At 72.2% G+C, this 16,819-nt stretch carries 15 protein-coding genes and 1 pseudogene; 10 read left to right on the top strand and 6 right to left on the bottom strand.

The features are described from left to right. Positions 1–39: 39 nt before the first annotated feature. From ACIQM0_RS12775 to ACIQM0_RS12765, 3 genes are read left to right on the top strand one after another with little or no spacing between them, the layout of a single operon-like run. A complete protein-coding gene (locus ACIQM0_RS12775; RefSeq protein ID WP_401286130.1) occupies positions 40–1,308 on the top strand; it encodes a class I SAM-dependent methyltransferase in 1,269 nt (422 codons plus the stop codon). Then, complete coding sequence (locus tag ACIQM0_RS12770) at positions 1,308–2,675, top strand: class I SAM-dependent methyltransferase (RefSeq protein WP_401286129.1); 1,368 nt, start codon at positions 1,308–1,310, stop codon at positions 2,673–2,675. The genes ACIQM0_RS12775 and ACIQM0_RS12770 overlap by 1 nt, the downstream gene beginning before the upstream one ends. After that, positions 2,672–3,478, top strand: a complete 807-nt coding sequence (locus ACIQM0_RS12765; RefSeq protein ID WP_401285974.1) for a DUF1295 domain-containing protein — start codon at positions 2,672–2,674, stop codon at positions 3,476–3,478. The genes ACIQM0_RS12770 and ACIQM0_RS12765 overlap by 4 nt, the downstream gene beginning before the upstream one ends. 269 nt (positions 3,479–3,747) lie before the next feature. Here the strand turns inward: ACIQM0_RS12765 and ACIQM0_RS12760 are convergent, their stop codons facing one another. Both ACIQM0_RS12760 and ACIQM0_RS12755 read right to left on the bottom strand, forming a co-directional pair. Beyond that, complete coding sequence (locus tag ACIQM0_RS12760) at positions 3,748–4,527, bottom strand: anti-sigma factor domain-containing protein (protein ID WP_401285973.1); 780 nt, start codon at positions 4,525–4,527, stop codon at positions 3,748–3,750. Then, a complete protein-coding gene (locus ACIQM0_RS12755) occupies positions 4,524–5,108 on the bottom strand; it encodes a sigma-70 family RNA polymerase sigma factor (protein ID WP_073737408.1) in 585 nt (194 codons plus the stop codon). The genes ACIQM0_RS12760 and ACIQM0_RS12755 overlap by 4 nt, the downstream gene beginning before the upstream one ends. 186 nt (positions 5,109–5,294) lie before the next feature. On the opposite strand from ACIQM0_RS12755, the pseudogene ACIQM0_RS12750 reads away from it, so the two are divergent. Then, positions 5,295–5,465, top strand: a pseudogene (locus ACIQM0_RS12750) (ABC transporter permease); the annotation flags it as partial. Between the two features lie 92 nt (positions 5,466–5,557). Here ACIQM0_RS12750 and ACIQM0_RS12745 read toward each other — a convergent pair. Both ACIQM0_RS12745 and ACIQM0_RS12740 read right to left on the bottom strand, forming a co-directional pair. Then, on the bottom strand, positions 5,558–6,400 hold the full coding sequence (locus tag ACIQM0_RS12745) for a siderophore-interacting protein (RefSeq protein ID WP_401285972.1): 843 nt from the start codon (positions 6,398–6,400) through the stop codon (positions 5,558–5,560). A 76-nt stretch (positions 6,401–6,476) separates the two neighbouring features. Beyond that, complete coding sequence (locus tag ACIQM0_RS12740; RefSeq protein WP_401286128.1) at positions 6,477–7,385, bottom strand: 5'-3' exonuclease H3TH domain-containing protein; 909 nt, start codon at positions 7,383–7,385, stop codon at positions 6,477–6,479. A 319-nt stretch (positions 7,386–7,704) separates the two neighbouring features. On the opposite strand from ACIQM0_RS12740, the gene ACIQM0_RS12735 reads away from it, so the two are divergent. The 4 genes from ACIQM0_RS12735 (at position 7,705) to ACIQM0_RS12720 (ending at position 12,829) form a co-directional block, all read left to right on the top strand. Next, the gene (locus ACIQM0_RS12735) at positions 7,705–8,769 is read left to right on the top strand and encodes a glycine betaine/L-proline ABC transporter ATP-binding protein (protein ID WP_385033587.1); all 1,065 of its coding nucleotides are present in this window, start codon (positions 7,705–7,707) and stop codon (positions 8,767–8,769) included. Then, positions 8,762–11,398 carry an ABC transporter permease/substrate binding protein gene (locus ACIQM0_RS12730; RefSeq protein ID WP_401285971.1) on the top strand — a complete coding sequence of 879 codons (2,637 nt, stop codon included), beginning with the start codon at positions 8,762–8,764 and terminating at the stop codon, positions 11,396–11,398. Before ACIQM0_RS12735 ends, ACIQM0_RS12730 begins: the two co-directional genes overlap by 8 nt. A gap of 168 nt (positions 11,399–11,566) precedes the next feature. After that, positions 11,567–12,112, top strand: a complete 546-nt coding sequence (locus ACIQM0_RS12725) for a helix-turn-helix domain-containing protein (protein WP_363030535.1) — start codon at positions 11,567–11,569, stop codon at positions 12,110–12,112. 12 nt (positions 12,113–12,124) lie between these two features. Then, positions 12,125–12,829, top strand: a complete 705-nt coding sequence (locus ACIQM0_RS12720) for a helical backbone metal receptor (RefSeq protein WP_401285970.1) — start codon at positions 12,125–12,127, stop codon at positions 12,827–12,829. On the opposite strand, the gene ACIQM0_RS12715 is transcribed toward ACIQM0_RS12720, so the two are convergent. Continuing rightward, positions 12,768–13,916 (bottom strand): TDT family transporter, encoded by a 1,149-nt coding sequence (locus tag ACIQM0_RS12715; RefSeq protein ID WP_401285969.1) that lies wholly within the window; start codon positions 13,914–13,916, stop codon positions 12,768–12,770. The genes ACIQM0_RS12720 and ACIQM0_RS12715 overlap by 62 nt on opposite strands. A gap of 70 nt (positions 13,917–13,986) precedes the next feature. Here ACIQM0_RS12715 and ACIQM0_RS12710 point away from each other — a divergent pair, with 70 nt between their 5' ends. Together ACIQM0_RS12710 and ACIQM0_RS12705 are read left to right on the top strand one after the other, a co-directional pair. Continuing rightward, a complete protein-coding gene (locus tag ACIQM0_RS12710) occupies positions 13,987–14,919 on the top strand; it encodes a LysR family transcriptional regulator (RefSeq protein WP_401285968.1) in 933 nt (310 codons plus the stop codon). A gap of 128 nt (positions 14,920–15,047) precedes the next feature. Continuing rightward, positions 15,048–16,022, top strand: a complete 975-nt coding sequence (locus tag ACIQM0_RS12705; RefSeq protein ID WP_401285967.1) for an aminoglycoside phosphotransferase family protein — start codon at positions 15,048–15,050, stop codon at positions 16,020–16,022. A gap of 38 nt (positions 16,023–16,060) precedes the next feature. Here the strand turns inward: ACIQM0_RS12705 and ACIQM0_RS12700 are convergent, their stop codons facing one another. Beyond that, on the bottom strand, positions 16,061–16,762 hold the full coding sequence (locus tag ACIQM0_RS12700; RefSeq protein ID WP_401285966.1) for a gamma-glutamyl-gamma-aminobutyrate hydrolase family protein: 702 nt from the start codon (positions 16,760–16,762) through the stop codon (positions 16,061–16,063). Positions 16,763–16,819: the final 57 nt, after the last annotated feature.

Here is a 16,819-nt window from a genome sequence, read left to right as displayed (position 1 = left end):
TCCACGTCCCACTCCCCGTCCCCCGCCGCCTCGCCCCAGGTGGCCGCCCCGTCCCCCGTCATCTCGCCCCCGGTGCACACCCCGGACACCGACCCTGAGCGCTGGCCGGACGTCGCCCGGCCGCCCCGCGCCTCCCGGCTCCGGACCGCCGTCGCCGAACGGCTCGTCCGCCGCGCGCTGGCCGGGCTCCCGCTCCGCGCCCGGCTCGCCGGACAGGAGGACATCGGCCTCGGCGGTCCCCTGATGGACATCCGAGACCCCGCCCTCTTCTTCCGCAGAATCGGGCTGAACGGCCTGATCGGCTTCGGTGAGTCGTACATGGCGGGCGAGTGGGACTCACCCGACCCGGTGGGTGTGCTGACGGTCCTCGCCGACCACGTCGCCGCCCTGATCCCGCAGCCCCTCCAGCGGCTGCGCGGACTCTGGGCCGGACGGCGGCCCCCGGAGCAACTGGGCACACCCGAAGGCGCCCGGGACAACATCAGCCACCACTACGACCTGTCCAACGAACTCTTCGCGCTCTTCCTCGACGAGACCCTCAGCTACTCGTCCGCCGTCTTCCGCAGCTTCCCCGCGGACGCCGAGGCACTGCCCGCCGCCCAGCACCGCAAGATCGACCGGCTGCTCGACCTGGCCGGCGTCGGACCCGGCACCGAACTCCTCGAAATCGGCACCGGCTGGGGAGAGCTGGCGATCCGGGCCGCCGCCCGCGGCGCCCGCGTCGTCTCCGTCACGCTCTCCGCCGAACAGCGGGACTTGGCCCGCCGCCGGATCAGCGAGGCCGGGTACGAGGACCGGGTCGACGTCCGGCTCTGCGACTACCGCAGCGTCGACGGGCAGTACGACGCGGTGGTCAGCGTCGAGATGATCGAGGCGGTCGGCGCCGAGTACTGGCCGGTCTACTTCCGCACCCTGGAGGAGCGGCTCGCCCCCGGCGGCCGTATCGCCCTCCAGGCCATCACCATGCCCGACGACCGGATGCGCGCCTCCCGCACCACCTTCACCTGGATCCACAAGTACATCTTCCCCGGCGGACTCCTGCCGTCCGTCGAGGCGATGGCAGAGGTCACGGCCGAGCACACCGGCCTGCGCATCGACCGCTGCGACGACTTCGGCACGCACTACGCCGAGACACTGCGGCTGTGGCGGGAGCGGTTCGAGGAGCGGACCGCGGAGGTCGACGCCCTCGGCTTCGACGCCACCTTCCGCCGTATGTGGACCTTCTATCTGGCTTACTCCGAGGCGGGATTCCGCTCCGGCTACCTCCATGTGCGGCAACTGCTGCTGACCCGTCAGGAATCCGCGTGATGACACTTACCGGCAAGCAGGCCACGACCGGCGCGGCCCAGCGACTGGAACCCCTCGTCGAGCAACTGCTCGGCGGCGCCCTCCCGGTCAGGGTACGGATGTGGGACGGCAGCGAGACCGGCGCCGCCGACGGCCCCCTGGTCCACGTCCGGTCCCGGCGGGCGCTGCGCCGGCTGCTCTGGGCGCCCGGCGAACTCGGCCTGGCCGAGGCGTACATCACCGGTGACGTGGACGTCGAGGGAGACCTCGCCGAAGGGCTGCGGGCGATGCGGCACGCCGTGCGCGAGCGCGGACTGCGCCCGCCGCGCCCCGGCATCGGCGACCGGCTGAGGGCCGCGCGCACCGCGCTGCGCCTGGGCGCGGTGGGCCCCCGGCCGCCGGTCCCCGCCGCCCGTGCGGGACTCCACGGCGTCCTGCACAGCAAGTCCCGCGACCGGGCCGCCATCAGCCACCACTACGACCTCTCCAACGCCTTCTACGCCCTGCTCCTCGACGAGACGATGGCGTACTCCTGCGGCTACTGGACGAGCGACGCCCCCGGTTACGGCCCCGCCGACGCCCAGCGCGACAAGCTCGAACTGATCTGCCGCAAGCTGGACCTGCGTCCCGGGGCGCGCCTGCTCGACATCGGCTGCGGCTGGGGATCGCTGACCCTGTACGCCGCACAGCGGCACGGGGTCCGCGTCACCGCCGTCACCCTCGCCAGGGAACAGGCCGCCCACGTCCGCGCGCAGGTGGCCGAACGGAACCTGGAGGACCTGGTCGAGGTCCGCTGCTGCGACTACCGGGACATCGACCGTGCGCCGGGGCACGAGGGCGGTTACGACGCGGTCTCCACCGTCGAGATGGGCGAGCACGTCGGGGACGCGGAGTACCCCGCCTTCACCGCGACGCTCCACGCCATGGTCCGGCCGCGCGGGCGGGTGCTGGTCCAGCAGATGTCCCGGGGCCGCGACGCGCCGGGCGGCGGCGCGTTCATCGAGTCGTACATCGCGCCCGACATGCACATGCGCCCGCTCGGTGAGACGGTCGCCCTGCTGGAGGGCGCCGGCCTCGAAGTGCGTGACGTCGAGGGGATGCGCGAGCACTACGTCCGGACCGTCGACGCATGGCGGCACACCCTGGAGCTGAACCAGCGGGAGTTCACCGACCTGGTCGGGGAGGAGACCGTCCGGGTGTGGCGGCTCTACCTGGCCGGCGGCGCCCTCGCCTTCGAGGAACGGCGGATGGGCGTCGACCAGATCCTCTCCGTACGGCCGGAGGCCACCGGCACGGCCGGGATGCCCGCCACCCGGCGCGGCTGGTACACGGAGCTGTCGGCGGTACCGGCCGCCCGCGACGGCGCGACGGCCGGGGCCACCGGATGAACGGCTTCGACTGGACGGCTTTCGCACAGGGCCTCGCGCCCAGTGCCGGCGCCGCCCTCGCTGTCATGCTCGGCACGTTCGCCGTCGCGCTGCGCAAGGGCGTGCACCGGGTCGTGGACGTCGCATGGGGCCTGGGCTTCACCGCCGTCGCGCTCGTCTCGTACGGCATGTCGGCCGACGGCGGGGGAGACGGCACCCGACGGCTCCTGGTCACCGTGCTCACCGCGGTGTGGGGGCTGCGTCTGGCCTGGCACATCGCCCGCCGGGGGAGGGGACACGGCGAGGACCCGCGCTACGAGGCGATGCTCGCCAGGGCACCGGGCAGTCCCGCGCTGTACGCCCTGCGGAAGGTGTACCTGCTCCAGGGGGCCCTGGTCTGGCTGATCTCGCTGCCGGTGCAGGCGGCCGGGTACGTCACGGGGCCGGTGGGAGCCTGGACCTGGGCCGGTGCCGCGCTCTGGGCGGTCGGACTCGGCTTCGAGGCGGTGGGGGACCGCCAGCTGGCCCGGTTCAAGGCGGACCCGGCCAACCGCGGGCGGATCATGGACCGGGGGCTGTGGTCCTGGACCCGGCATCCGAACTACTTCGGCGACTTCTGCGTGTGGTGGGGCCTGTTCCTGATCGTCTGCGACGTTCCGGCGGCTGCCGCGGCCACGGTCGTGGCGCCCGCGCTGATGAGCTTCCTGCTCATCGGCGGCAGCGGAAAGGCCCTGCTGGAACGGCACATGGCCGAGCGCCCCGGCTTCGCCGCGTACACCGCCAGGACCAGTGGCTTCTTCCCCCGGCCGCCGCGCAGGGGCTGATCCCTCGCGTGGTGCGTGCAGTGGGCCCCGTACCTCCATCGCCTCCCAACGGCGGAGGTACGGGGCGAGCACCGCGAAGTGGTCTCGGCCCGCCGGGACGACCCGACCCGGGGCGAGCGCCCTGACCACCGCGTCCGGGGGCGGGACCTTCGCGGCGTGGCCGCCGGTGGTCCCGCTCACGACATGTGCCCGTCGTGGCGCGGCTCATGCGGCCCGTGGGGGTCTGTCCGGAACAGGGCGTTCCGGACAGACCCCCACGGGCCGCCGCCTCATGCAGAGGGCAGCTTCATCAGCGCGAGGGGAGCGGAGGTCGGCTGCTTGGACCCGCCCGTCGGCTCCACCGTGATGCCCATGCCCGTGGCGCCGTCCACCGGCCCGTCGAGCAGGGCCGCGTAGGTCGTCGACGAGGAGCCGGTCGCCCGCATCAGGCCCGCGGACCGCATCGTGCCGCCGTCGTCGAACCACAGCTGGTAGACCTTGCCGCCGGGCGCCTCCGCCAGCCCCGAGGCGAGGAACACCGCCCGGTCCTGGCTCCTGGAGACCACCACGGTGCCCTTCGCGCCGTCGCTCAGCGTGGCCGAATCGGACCGGGCGTCGGGCGCCGAGATGACCTCGGCCACCTGTGCGCTCCGCTGCTCGGCGGCGCGGGCGTCGGACCGGGCGTCCTGCGCCTCCTGGTTCTGCCAGACGGCGACGCCGCCGAAGCCGGCCGCCGCGGCCAGGCACGCGGCCAGCGCGAACTTCGACCACCGCCCGGCCCGGCCCGTGCCGTCCCGGTCGGCGCCCCCGCCGGAGCGGGCGCGCCGACCGGTGGACGGCGACTCCTGGCGTACGGTCGCGATCTCCCGCAGCACCCGCTCACGCAGCTCCCGCGAGGGCGTGGCCGATACGGCGAGGCCGAGTCGGGTCGCCGTCTCCGACAGCTCCCGCACTTCCACGGAGCACGCCTCGCAGTCGCCCAGGTGGCGTTCGAACTCCCGGCGTTCCGCCTCCGGCAGCGCGTGCAGGGCGTAGGCCCCGGTCAGTGTGTGAAGTCCGGCGTCGCTCATGCGCTCACCCCGAGGCAGTCGCGCAGCCGGATCAGTCCGTCGCGCAGTCGAGTCTTGATCGTTCCGAGCGGCACCGCGAGCAGTTCCCCCACCTCGCGGTAGGTCAGTCCGCGGTAGTACGCCAGCGTGACGGACTCCCGTTGCAGTTCCGAGAGGGTCCGCATACAGCGGCGGACCTGTTCCCGCTCCAGCCGGCTCTCCACCTGTTCGGTGACGTCGTCGAAGGCGGGGGTGCGGTCGAGCAGCGCGGCCTTGTGCTCACGGGCCGTCGTCGCCTCCACCGAGCGCACCCGGTCCACGGCCCGGTGATGGGCCAGGGTCAGCACCCAGTTCATGGCGCTGCCGCGGGCCGCCTGGAAGCGCGGCGCGGTGCGCCAGACCTCGACCAGCACCTCCTGTGCGACCTCCTCCGACTGGGCGGGGTCGCGCAGGACGCTCCTCACCAGTCCGAGCACCGGGCCGCAGACCGCTTCGTACACCTGCGCGAAAGCGTCCTGATCACCCCGGGCGACCATTCCCAGGAGCTCCTGGAGGTCGGGTCCGGCCGAGGCCAGTCCGCTGATGTGCACGGCTTCTTTCACGCGGGCTTCCTCCCGGGACGGTCATCGGTCTCCAGGGGTGGTTCGGAGCCAGTGGCCATACGGATTGGTCGGTGGGGAAAAACCTTTCATGCCTTCCGGAATTCGCGATACGTCGTGGTTGACGCGTTCCGGAGACTCGCGCCGACCCCGGGCCACCCAGGTGCCGGTCGCCGGGGGAGGCACCCGATGAGCAGGCAGACCCCGTCCCAGACCTGGTACATGACCCAGAGGCAGCTGATGGCGATCCTCCGGCAGCCGGTCTTCCTGGTGATCTCGCTGATCCAGCCGGTGATCTGGCTGTTCCTGCTCGGCAACCTCTTCAAGAAGGTCGTCGAACTGGGCGGCTTCGGCACCACAGTCGGTCTGACCGGCCTGCCCCTCTCCTGCGCACATGGCTGTGCCCCGGTCCACGGACCGGGGCACAGCCATGTGCGTCACGCGGACGCGCCCTACGCGGCGCTCTCCTGCTCGCGCTCCACCTGGGCGTTCCACTCGCGCTTGACCGAGCGCCAGGCGTCGTCGTTCTGGCCCAGGCGCCAGTAGCCGGAGATCGACAGCTGGGGCAGCGGGATGCCGCGGTCCAGCCGCAGGTGGCGCCGGATGTCCTTGACGAAGCCGGCCTCGCCGTGGACGAACGCCTGCACCTCGCCCGCCGGGAACTCCAGCTCCTTCACGGCGGCGGTGAGCGCCTCGCCGACCGGGCGGTCGCCCCGGTGCAGCCAGGTCACCCCGACGCCGTCCGGCGTCGTGATCTTCTGCTCCTCCGCGGCGTCCGCGACCTCGATGAAGGCGCGCACCACCGCGTTCGCGGGCATCTGCTCCATCGCCGCGGCGATGGCCGGCAGCGCGCTCTCGTCGCCCACCAGGAGATGCCAGCCGGCCGAGGCGTCCGGGCCGTAGCCGCCGCCGGGTCCCAGGAACGTCACCGGGTCGCCGGCCGTGGCACGGGCCGCCCACGGGCCCGCGAGGCCCTCGTCGCCGTGCACCACGAAGTCGACGGCCATCTCCCGGGTGGCCGGGTCCCAGGAGCGCACCGTGTACGTACGGGTGGTGGGCCACAGCTCGCGCGGGAACTCCTCGCGGATGCGGGCCATGTCGAAGGGGTGCGCGTACTCGGCGCCCTCGGGGGCGAAGCAGAGCTTGATGTAGTGATCGCTGTAACCGGAGAGCGCGAAGTCCGCGAGACCGTCACCGCCGAGCACCACCCGGATCATGTGCGGGGTGATCTGCTCGGTGCGCAGGACCTGCGCACCCTGCGCCGTGGGGGCCTGCCGCGCCGGTCGTTCTGCCACGAGGTTCTCTCCCTGTGTTTCGGATACCCGGACCACTGACCGTGAACGTGGTCTTAGGGTTACCTAACCTAACACCTCAGTTCCGAAGTGTGGAGAGGAGGCGCTGCAGGGCGCCGCCCAGCCCCCACTGGTCCGCGAGCGCTTCGAGTGCCGCAGGGTCGCGCGGCTCGGCGGGGAGCGCGGGGTCGAACGCGGGCAGCGGTACGTCACCGGCGACCCGGACCACCTTCGGCGCGACAGCCACGTAGGCGCGGGCCTCGTCGAGCCGTTTGCGCTGCGAGGGCGTCAGCTTCGAGGCCGGGTCGTCCACCGCCGCCATGATTCCGGCCAGATCGCCGAAGGCGTCCAGCAGCTTCGCCGCCGTCTTCTCGCCGATGCCGGGCACGCCGGGCAGCCCGTCGCTCGGGTCGCCGCGCAGCAGCGCCAGATCGACGTAGCCGGAGCCGTCCACCCCGTACTTCTCGCGCAGCCAGGCCTCGTCCGTCACCTGGAGCGAGCCGACGCCCTTCAGCGGGTAGAGCACCCGCACCCCGCGGGCGTCGTCCACCAGCTGGTAGAGGTCCCGGTCGCCCGTGACGATGTCCACCGGGCCGGTCACGAGGCCGGCCAGCGTGCCGATCACGTCGTCCGCCTCGTACTCCGCGACGCCGACCCGCGCGATCCCCAGGGCGTCGAGCACGTCCTCGATGATCGGCACCTGCGGGGCCAGCGTGTCGGGCGTCTCCTCCTCGTCGGGCAGGCCCCCGGCGGTCTCCACCGCCACCCGGTGCGCCTTGTACGAGGGGATCAGCTCGACCCGCCAGTGCGGCCGCCAGTCCGCGTCCATGCAGGCGACCAGGTCGTCCGGCCGGTGGTCCTGCACGAGCCGGCCGATGAAGTCGAGCAGTCCGCGCACGGCGTTGACCGGGGTCCCGTCCGGCGCGCGCACCGAGTCGGGGACTCCGAAATAGGCGCGGTAGTAGAGGGAGGCGGTGTCGAGGAGCATCAGGCGTCGCGTCACACCCCTGATGATGCCGCACCCCACCGACAGTGGCCGCCGAGGGCGCGGTTCCCGATCCCGGACCGCTTTTGTGTGAGCTGGGTCACTCTTGCGTTTGCCCTGCGTAAGCGGGGGCAGGCGCGGCACCGGAGCGGACCACGTCGCATTTTCAACTAGTGCACGTGCCATGCGGACCGAATCCGCGCGCTCCACGGTCTGCCGGAGGGGGTGGCAGACCGTTTTCGGTTCAACGCGTGAGGTGTATGTGTCAAGGCTGCAAGCCGAACACTTGTACAAGGTTTTCGGCAGACGACCCGATCAAGCCGTGCAGAAACTCGAGAGCGGCTCCAGCCGTGACGACCTGCGCGCCGAGGGAACGACCGCAGCGGTGATCGACGCATCGTTCACCGTTGAACCGGGACAGATCTTCGTAGTGATGGGTCTGTCCGGGTCCGGTAAATCGACGTTGCTGCGGATGCTCAACGGGCTGCTGGAGCCCACCGCGGGGAAGGTGCTCTTCGACGACCAGGACCTGACCGCCCTGACTCCCGCCGAGCTCCGCCATGTCCGGTCCACCAAGATCAGCATGGTGTTCCAGCACTTCGCGCTCTTCCCCCACCGGAGCGTGCTGGAGAACGCCGGCTACGGCCTGGAGGTGCAGGGCGTGCCGCGCGACGAGCGCAACCGGCGCGCCGCGGAGGCCCTGGAGATGACCGGCCTGGCGGGCTGGGAGAACTCCTGGCCCGACGAGCTGTCCGGCGGTATGCAGCAGCGTGTCGGCCTGGCCCGCGCACTGGCCACCGACGCCGACCTGCTCCTGATGGACGAGTCCTTCAGCGCCCTGGACCCGCTGATCCGCCGCGACATGCAGGACCAGCTCCTGGAACTGCAGAAGCGGCTGAAGAAGACCATCGTCTTCATCACCCACGACCTCAACGAGGCCATGCGCCTCGGTGACCGCATCGCCGTGATGCGCGACGGGGAGATCGTCCAGCTCGGGACCGCCGAGGACATCCTCGTCACCCCGGCCAACGACTACGTCGCCTCCTTCACCCAGGACGTGGACCGCTCCCGGGTGCTCACCGCGGGCGCGATCATGGCCGAGCCGCACACCGTCATGGGCACCAGGACGGACGACGGCAAGGAACTCCGTACCCCGCAGGACGTCCTGCGGGAGGCCCCCGCCACCGTCACAGAGGGCACTCCGATCATCGAACTGTTCACGCCCTGCTCGCAGAGCGGTGTCGCGGTCGCCGTGACCGACGACAAGGGCAAGCTCGTCGGCGTCGTGCCCCGGGCCCGGCTGCTCGCCGTGCTCGGTGAGCCGATGACCCCCGCGGAGGCCCCCCAGGACGCCGCGACCGCGCTGAAGAAGGTGGCCAGTGTTTAGGCTCCACCTCGGCGACTGGGTCGACTCCGCCGTCGACTGGCTCCAGACCCATCTGGCCTGGCTCTTCGACGCCATCAGCTCCATAGTCGGCGGGATGTTCGACGGCATAGCCGCCGTACTCTCCGCCCCCGCACCCCTGCTCTTCGCGGGCATCGTCGCCGTCATCGCCTGGTGGCTGCGCGGTCTGCTCGCCGGTGTGCTCGCGTTCGTCGGCTTCGCCGTCATCGACTCGATCGAGTTGTGGGACGAAGCGATGGACACGCTCACCCTGGTACTCGTCGCCACCATCGTGACGCTGGTGCTGGCCGTGCCGCTCGGTATCTGGGCGTCCCGGTCCAAGGCCGTCAGCGCGGTGACCCGGCCGGTCCTCGACTTCATGCAGACCATGCCCGCCATGGTCTACCTGATCCCCGGCGTCATCTTCTTCGGCGTCGGCGTGGTCCCCGGCATCATCGCCACCATCATCTTCGCGCTGCCCCCCGGCGTCCGGATGACCGAGCTCGGCATCCGCCAGGTCGACGCCGAACTCGTCGAGGCGGCAGAGGCCTTCGGCACCACCTCGCGCAACACCCTGCTGCGGGTGCAGCTGCCGCTCGCGCTGCCCACGATCATGGCGGGCATCAACCAGGTCATCATGCTGGGCCTGTCCATGGTGGTCATCGCCGGCATGGTCGGCGGCGGCGGCCTCGGCGGCTCCGTCTACCGCGCCATCGGCAACGTCGACGTCGGCCTCGGCTTCGAGGCCGGTATCTCCATCGTCATCCTGGCGATGTACCTGGACCGGATGACCAGCGCCCTGGGCCGCGAGGTCTCCCCGCTGGCCCGCCGCGCGCTCGCCAAGGCGCAGTCCGTGGCCGGTGGACTGAAGGTGTGGAACTACCGTCCGCAGCCCGTCGTCGCCGTGGCCGGCATCGTCGCCCTCGCCCTCGTGGCCGGCGGCATGAGTGTGTTCGGCTCCTCGGACTCGGACGACACCGCGAGCAAGGACCCGAAGAACATCGGGGCCGGCAAGACGATCAGCATGGGCTACATCCCGTGGGACGAGGGCATCGCCTCCACCTTCCTCTGGAAGGAACTGCTGGAACAGCGCGGCTTCAAGGTCGACGTCAAGCAGTACGAGGCCGGCGCGCTCTACACCGGTATGGCCAACGGCCAGATCGACTTCGAGACCGACTCCTGGCTGCCGGTCACCCACGCCGCGTACTGGAAGAAGTACAAGGACCGCCTGGAGGACATGGGCTCCTGGTACGGACCCACCTCCCTGGAGCTGGCCGTCCCCTCGTACGTGAAGGGCGTCGACTCGCTCGACGACCTCAAGGGCAAGGCGTCCGACTTCAAGGGCCGCATCGTCGGCATCGAGCCGAGCGCCGGTGAGATGGGCCTGCTCAAGGACAAGATCCTGCCGGGCTACGGCCTGGACAAGGAGTACAAGGTCGTCGACGGCTCCACGCCGTCGATGCTGGCCGAGCTGAAGCGCTCGTACGCCAAGAAGGAACCGATCGTCGTTCCGCTCTGGTCGCCGCACTGGGCGTACAACCAGTACGACCTGACCAAGCTCAAGGACCCCAAGAACCTCTGGGGCAAGGGCGACGGCATCCACACCCTGACCCGCAAGGGCTTCTCCGACGAGAACCCCGAGGTCGGCAAGTGGCTGAAGAACTTCAAGATGACCGAGGACCAGCTCACCAGTCTTGAGGCGCAGATCCAGAAGAGCGGATCCGGCAAGGAGCAGGAGGCCGTCCGCACCTGGCTCAAGGCCAACCCGGGCGTCGCCGACAAGGCGGCCCCGGTCGCCAAGGCCGCCACCTCCAAGGGTGCCGACGGCAAGGACGAGCGCGAGCGCGCCGTCGAGATGGCCTGGTTCCCGTGGGAGGAGGACATCGCCGCCACGTACCTGTGGAAGGCCGTCCTGGAGGACCGCGGTTACAAGATCAACCTCAAGCAGTTCGAGGTCGGCCCGATGTACACCGCGATGTCCCGCGGTCAGATCGACGTGCAGTTCGACGGCTGGCTGCCGTACACCCAGAAGAACTACTGGGACAAGTACGGCTCGAAGCTGACGGACATCGGCTCGTGGTACGGCCCCACCTCGATCGAGGTCGCGGTGCCGGGCTACGTCAAGGACGTGAAGTCCCTGGCCGACCTCAAGGGCAAGAGTTCCCAGTTCAAGGGCCGGATCATCGGCATCGAGCCGGGCACGGCCACGATGGAGAACCTCAAGAAGAACGTGCTGCCGCAGTACGGCCTCGACAAGGAGTACAAGGTCGTCGACTCCTCGACGCCCGGCATGCTCGCCGAGCTGAAGCGCGCGTACGCCAAGAAGGAGCCCGTCGCCGTACTCCTGTGGACCCCGCACTGGGCCTACAACGAGTACAAGATGACGAAGCTCCAGGACCCCAAGAAGGCCTTCGGTGAGGGCGACCGCCTGCACACCATCGGCTCGAAGGACTTCCCGAAGAACTACCCGCAGCTGACCAAGTGGTTCAAGGACTTCAAGCTGAGCGAGGACCAGCTCGCCGGCCTGGAGAACGAGATCCAGAAGCTCGGTACGGGACACGAGGAAGACGCCGTGCAGGCCTGGATGGCGAAGAACCCGGGCATCGCGGACAAGATGGCTCCCCAGCAGTAACCCGTCGCGGCCCCGCCAGGGGCGCGGCACAGGAAGGGGTGGGCACCGCCGGTGGCGGTGCCCACCCCTTTCGGCCTGTCCGGACGCCTCATTACCGGCCGTCCTCGCGTAACCGTGTGCGTAAGGTGCTGGCAGCCGGAAGGATGGAGAGTCGGGAGGGAGCCGGACATGGACGACAAGGAAACACTCCGGGTGGGCGCGGCGGTCCGCAGACAGCGCAGATCCCTGGGACTCACGCTGGCCGCGGTCGCGACGCGCAGTGGCCTGTCCGTACCGTTCCTCAGCCAGATCGAGAACGAACGGGCCAGACCCAGCGCCAGATCCCTGGACCGGGTCGCGGACGCCCTGGAGACCACCCCCGCACGCCTGCGGGCCGCCGCCGACTCGGCGCGCGCCGTCGACGTCGTGCGCGGCGGGCAGGAGGACGGGGCGCGCCGGGTGGTGCGCGGGCGCCATCAGCTCAGCGCCCTCGAATTCACCGGTGAGCTCGATCTGGGGCGCGAGTTCCAGCACCGCAACGACGAGGTGATGTACGTGGCGGAGGGCGCCGCCGAGGTGGAGGCCGAGGGGCAGGCCTACCGCCTGGAGCGCGGGGACACGCTGTTCCTCTCGGGCGGGGTGCGCCACCGCTGGCGGGCCACGGCACCCGGCACCCGGCTGCTGTTCGTCGCGGTCGCCGAGCACATCGACGCCACCTTCGACCCGCGTCGCTGAGGAGGAGCCGCCGTGCGCGTCGTGTCCCTCGTCCCCTCGCTCACCGAGGCCGTCGCCGTGACCGCGCCCGGTCTGCTCGTCGGTGCCACCGACTGGTGCACCCACCCCGCCGGGCTGCGCGCCGCCCGCGTCAGGGGCACCAAGAACCCCGACGTGCCCGGGATCCTCACCCTGCGCCCGGACCTCGTGGTGGCCAACGAGGAGGAGAACCGGGAACCCGACCTCGCCGCGCTGCGGGAGGCCGGGACCGAGGTCCTCGTCACCACCGTCCGCACCCTCGAAGAGGCGTTCGCGGAACTGGACCGCCTCCTGACCGGTGCCTGCGGGCTGCCGAGGCCCCGGTGGCTGGACGAGGCCGAGGCCGCCTGGGCGGCACTGCCACCGCTCGCCCCGCGCCGCGCGGTCGTCCCTGTCTGGCGCAGGCCCTGGATGGTCCTGGGCCGCGACACCTTCGCCGGTGACCTGCTGGCCCGGCTCGGCGTCACCAACGTCTACGCGGACCACGCCGAGCGCTATCCCCGCGTACCGCTCGACGAACTGAACGCGGCCGGCGCCGACCTGGTCGTCCTGCCCGACGAGCCCTACCGGTTCACCGCCGCCGACGGGCCCGAGGCCTTTCCCGCGCTGCCCGCCGCACTCGTCGACGGGCGGTTCCTCACGTGGTACGGACCGTCACTGGTGCGGGCCCCTGCGGCGCTGCGAGCAGCGCTCCGCTGAGCAGCCCGCGCACCGTGCGGACACCGGCCACCGCCCAGGCCGTCACCAGCAGCACGTAGAGCGCGACGGCCAGCCAGGTGAACGCCGTCAGGCCGGTGTGCCGGGCCAGGCCCGCGGCGCCCGTGACACACGTGCCGACGGGGAAGGTGAAGCCCCACCACGTCATGCCGAACGTCATCCCGCCCCGCACCGCCCGCACCACCATGGCACCGGCCAGCGCCAGCCACATCAGCGCGAACCCCATGACCGGCACCCCGTACAGCACGGCGAAGGCACCGAACGCGGAGGCGTACGGGGCCCCGATCGCACCCGGCGCCACATCGGCGAGCGCGTTGACCGCGGTCGTCGACTGGCCCAGCGGGCCGAGCACCAGGAACAGCGTGGGCGTCAGCATGAGCGGCAGCGGACCCTGGTGGACCAGCCGGGAGAAGATCAGCGGCAGCATCACCAGCGTCGCCAGCAGGCTCAGCCCGAACATCGCGTAGCAGGCCAGCAGCAGCGCCTCCCGCCACTGGCCGGCCGGCAGTTCAGGCACCAGCAGCGGACCGAGAGCCGCGGAGACCATGGGCGCGACCACGGGAAGCAGCCACACCGGGGACGCGGTCCCGGGCTCCGGGCGATGGCGCACCATCATGAGGTACGGGATCGCCACCGCGACGAACAGCCCGGTCAGGGTGCCCGCGGTGAACAGCATCACATCCAGTACCAGCGCCGCCCGGTGCCCGATCACATCCTTGCCCACCACCATCCCGGCGCCCCCGACGGCCAGCAGCGCCATCGAGAGACAGCCGTAGAACGGGGCCACGCCCGGGTCCAGGAGATGGGTACGGGCCTGGTCGCGGTGCGAGGCCCAGTGTCCGGCGCGCGCCGTGAGCACCGCGGCGAGCATGAGCGCGGCCAGCACCCACACCACCGCGCAGACCGCCCGCAGGCCGGGGAGGTGCACGGGCAGGGCGGCGCCCGCGCTCGCGACGATCGAGGTACCCATCACGGTCGCGTACCAGTTGGGGCCGAAGTACCGCAGAGCCGGGCGCCTGGCCGTGCGGGCGTGCGGGAACGCGGTGCGGGTCTGCGGAAAGATGGCCATGCCACGATTCTTGGTTCCGGGGCCGTCCCCCACCAGGGAGTCCCGCTCTATGAGGTCATAAGGTGGACTTATGACCAGTGATGTACCCGCGCTTCTGTCCCACCGGGTGCCCGACCTGGGCGCGCTGGAGCTGCTCCTCGCCGTCGCCCGGCACGGCAGTCTCGGCCGGGCCGCACGCGACGTCGGCATCTCCCAGCCCGCCGCCAGCAGCCGCATCAGGTCGATGGAACGGCAGCTAGGTCTCGCCCTGCTCGACCGCTCGCCCCGCGGCTCCCGCCTCACCGACGCGGGCGCGCTCGTCACCGACTGGGCACGCCGGGTCGTCGAGGCGGCCGAGGCGTTCGACGCGGGCGCCCAGGCGCTGCGGGACCGGCGCGACTCCAGGCTGCGGGTCGCCGCCTCCATGACCATCGCCGAGTACCTGCTCCCGGGCTGGCTGATCGCCCTGCGCGCCGAACGGCCGGACACCGCCGTCTCCCTGCTCGCCGGCAACTCGTCGGCCGCCGCCCGGCGGCTGCTGAGCGGCGAGGCGGACCTGGGCTTCGTCGAGGGCCTGTCGGTGCCCGAGGGCCTCGACGGGACCGTCATCGCCCACGACCGCCTGGTCGTCGTCGTCGCCCCGTCCCACGCCTGGGCCCGCCGCCGCACCCCGCTGACCCCGAGCGAACTCGCCGGGACCCCGCTGATCCTGCGCGAGCACGGCTCCGGCACCCGGCAGGTCCTGGACGCCGCCCTCGCCGTCCACGGCGGACTGGCCCCGCCGCTCCTGGAACTCTCCTCGACCACCGCGGTCAAGGGGGCGGCCGAGAGCGGTGCGGGACCGTGCGTGCTGAGCGAACTGGCCCTCGGCGAGGAGCTGTCGTCCCGGCGGCTGGTCGAGATCCCGATCGCCGGGGTCCGGCTGCGGCGCCAGCTGCGCGCGGTCTGGCCGTCGGGACACCGCCCGACGGGGCCGGCCCGGGACCTGCTCTCCCTGACGCGGTCGGGCCGGCCCGGCGACTGAGCGCGGTGCGCGGCCCCCACCGAGCGGGCGCGCGGCCCCGCCCCTCGCGCAACGGATGGCCGTCGCGAAACGGATGGCCCGAGTAAAACGGCTGGCCCGCGATCCGGCCGAGCGGGAAGGATGGGCGGATGACCACGACCGCACCGCCCGCCCGCGGCGTCCGCCACGCGTGGGCCGACCTGCCCGCCGCCGTGCGCCGCGCCGTCGAGGACATCCTCGGCTCACCCGTCTTCGAGGCCCGCAGCCAGAGCGGTGGCTTCTCGCCCGGCGTCGCCGCACGGGTGCGGCTCGCGAACGGCGGGCGGGCCTTCGTCAAGGCGGTGAGCGCCGAGGTGAACGCCGGCAGCCCGGACCTGCACCGCGCCGAGGCCCGCCACACCGCCGCCCTCCCGCCGCACGCCCCCGTACCCCGGCTGCTCGGCTCGTACGACGACGGCACCTGCGTCGCGCTCGTCCTGGAGGACATCGAGGGCCGTCAGCCCCGCGTCCCCTGGGACCCCGCCGAGCTGGACCGCGTCCTGGCCGCCGTCGGCGCACTCGGCCGCCTCCTCACCCCGGCCCCGGCCGACGCGCCCCCCATCGCCCGGCGCGAGGCCTCGATGTTCACCGGCTGGCGGACCCTGCACGCCGCAGGGGGCGACGCCCGCCTCGACCCCTGGGCGGCCCGCCGCCTCGGCGCACTCGCGGAACTGGAGTCCGGCTGGGTGGGGCCCGCCACCGGCGACAGCCTCGTCCACGCCGATCTGCGCGCCGACAACATCCTGCTGACCGAGGACCGGGTCGTCTTCGTCGACTGGCCGCACGCGATGCGCGCCGCACCCTGGTTCGACCTGCTGGCGATGCTGCCGTGCGTCGCGGCCCAGGGCGGCCCCGACCCGGAGACCGTCTTCACGGCGCATCCGCTCGGCCGCGACGCCGACCCGGCGGGAGTCACCGCCGTACTCGCCGCCCTGACCGGCTACTTCGTGTCGCACGCGCTGCGCCCCGCCCCGCCGGGCCTGCCCACGCTGCGGGCGTTCCAGGCGGCCCAGGGCGCGGCCGCACTGGACTGGCTACGGGGCAGGCTCGGCCACCGGCCCGCCTGGGGAGTGCCCGAGGAGTAGCGTCGGCCGCCCGGACCCCGCGAGGCGGACGGGACTTCTCAGACACGACCCGTCCGCGCGGCCGCCACCAGCGCCGCCATCACCCGCACGTCGCCGCCCGCCTCCGGATGCCACTGCACCCCGAGCACCCATCCGGGCCCTGGCAGCTCGACGGCCTCCACCGTGCCGTCCGCCGCGTGCGCGGCCGCCACCAGACCCGCGCCGAGCCGGTCCGCGGCCTGGTGGTGGTAGGTGGGCACGTCGCAGTCGCCGGGGACCACGGAGGCGTACCGCGTCCCCGGCACCGGCGTCACCGTGTGCGCACCGAACACCCCCGCCGCCCCGCCGGGGCCCGCGTGCCCGTCCAGATGCTGTGTCAGCGTGCCGCCCAGGACCACGTTCAGCAGCTGCATCCCCCGGCAGATCCCGAGCAACGGGGTGCCCGACTCCAGCGCGGCCCCGATCAGGGCGCTCTCCCAGGCGTCGCGCTCCGGCGCGGGCGGCCCGGTCCGCGGATCGCGCCCGGCCCCGTACCGCTCCGGGTCAACGTCCGGCCCGCCCGCGACCACCACCGCGTCGAGCCGCGCCACCACCGACGCGGCCAGTTCCGGCGAGTCCGGCGGAAGCAGCACGGCCAGGCCGCCCGCCTCACGGACCTGCCGGCCGTACCCGGCCGGCAGCAGGGCCGCGGGCAGGTCCCAGACGCCCCAGCGCGCCGAGGCCTCCAGATACGTACTGATCCCGATCAGCGGGCGGTTCATCGGATCTCCCTCTCGGCACGGCACGCGGAACGCATCGGCACCGTATCCAAATGCCTT

The organism is Streptomyces sp. NPDC091387, assembly GCF_044756945.1.
Taxonomy (GTDB): Bacteria; Actinomycetota; Actinomycetes; order Streptomycetales; family Streptomycetaceae; genus Streptomyces.
The sequence above is the reverse complement of the archived record's forward strand: the minus strand, read 5'-3'. Positions and strand labels throughout refer to the sequence as shown.

Coding starts and splice junctions, on each gene's coding strand:
- ACIQM0_RS12715 (WP_401285969.1), bottom strand. CDS start 13,916: ATGGCCATCTTTCCGCAGACCCGCACCGCGTTCCCGCACGCCCGCACG.
- ACIQM0_RS12705 (WP_401285967.1), top strand. CDS start 15,048: ATGACCACGACCGCACCGCCCGCCCGCGGCGTCCGCCACGCGTGGGCC.
- ACIQM0_RS12770 (WP_401286129.1), top strand. CDS start 1,308: ATGACACTTACCGGCAAGCAGGCCACGACCGGCGCGGCCCAGCGACTG.
- ACIQM0_RS12765 (WP_401285974.1), top strand. CDS start 2,672: ATGAACGGCTTCGACTGGACGGCTTTCGCACAGGGCCTCGCGCCCAGT.
- ACIQM0_RS12700 (WP_401285966.1), bottom strand. CDS start 16,762: ATGAACCGCCCGCTGATCGGGATCAGTACGTATCTGGAGGCCTCGGCG.
- ACIQM0_RS12710 (WP_401285968.1), top strand. CDS start 13,987: ATGACCAGTGATGTACCCGCGCTTCTGTCCCACCGGGTGCCCGACCTG.
- ACIQM0_RS12740 (WP_401286128.1), bottom strand. CDS start 7,385: ATGCTCCTCGACACCGCCTCCCTCTACTACCGCGCCTATTTCGGAGTC.
- ACIQM0_RS12725 (WP_363030535.1), top strand. CDS start 11,567: ATGGACGACAAGGAAACACTCCGGGTGGGCGCGGCGGTCCGCAGACAG.
- ACIQM0_RS12760 (WP_401285973.1), bottom strand. CDS start 4,527: ATGAGCGACGCCGGACTTCACACACTGACCGGGGCCTACGCCCTGCAC.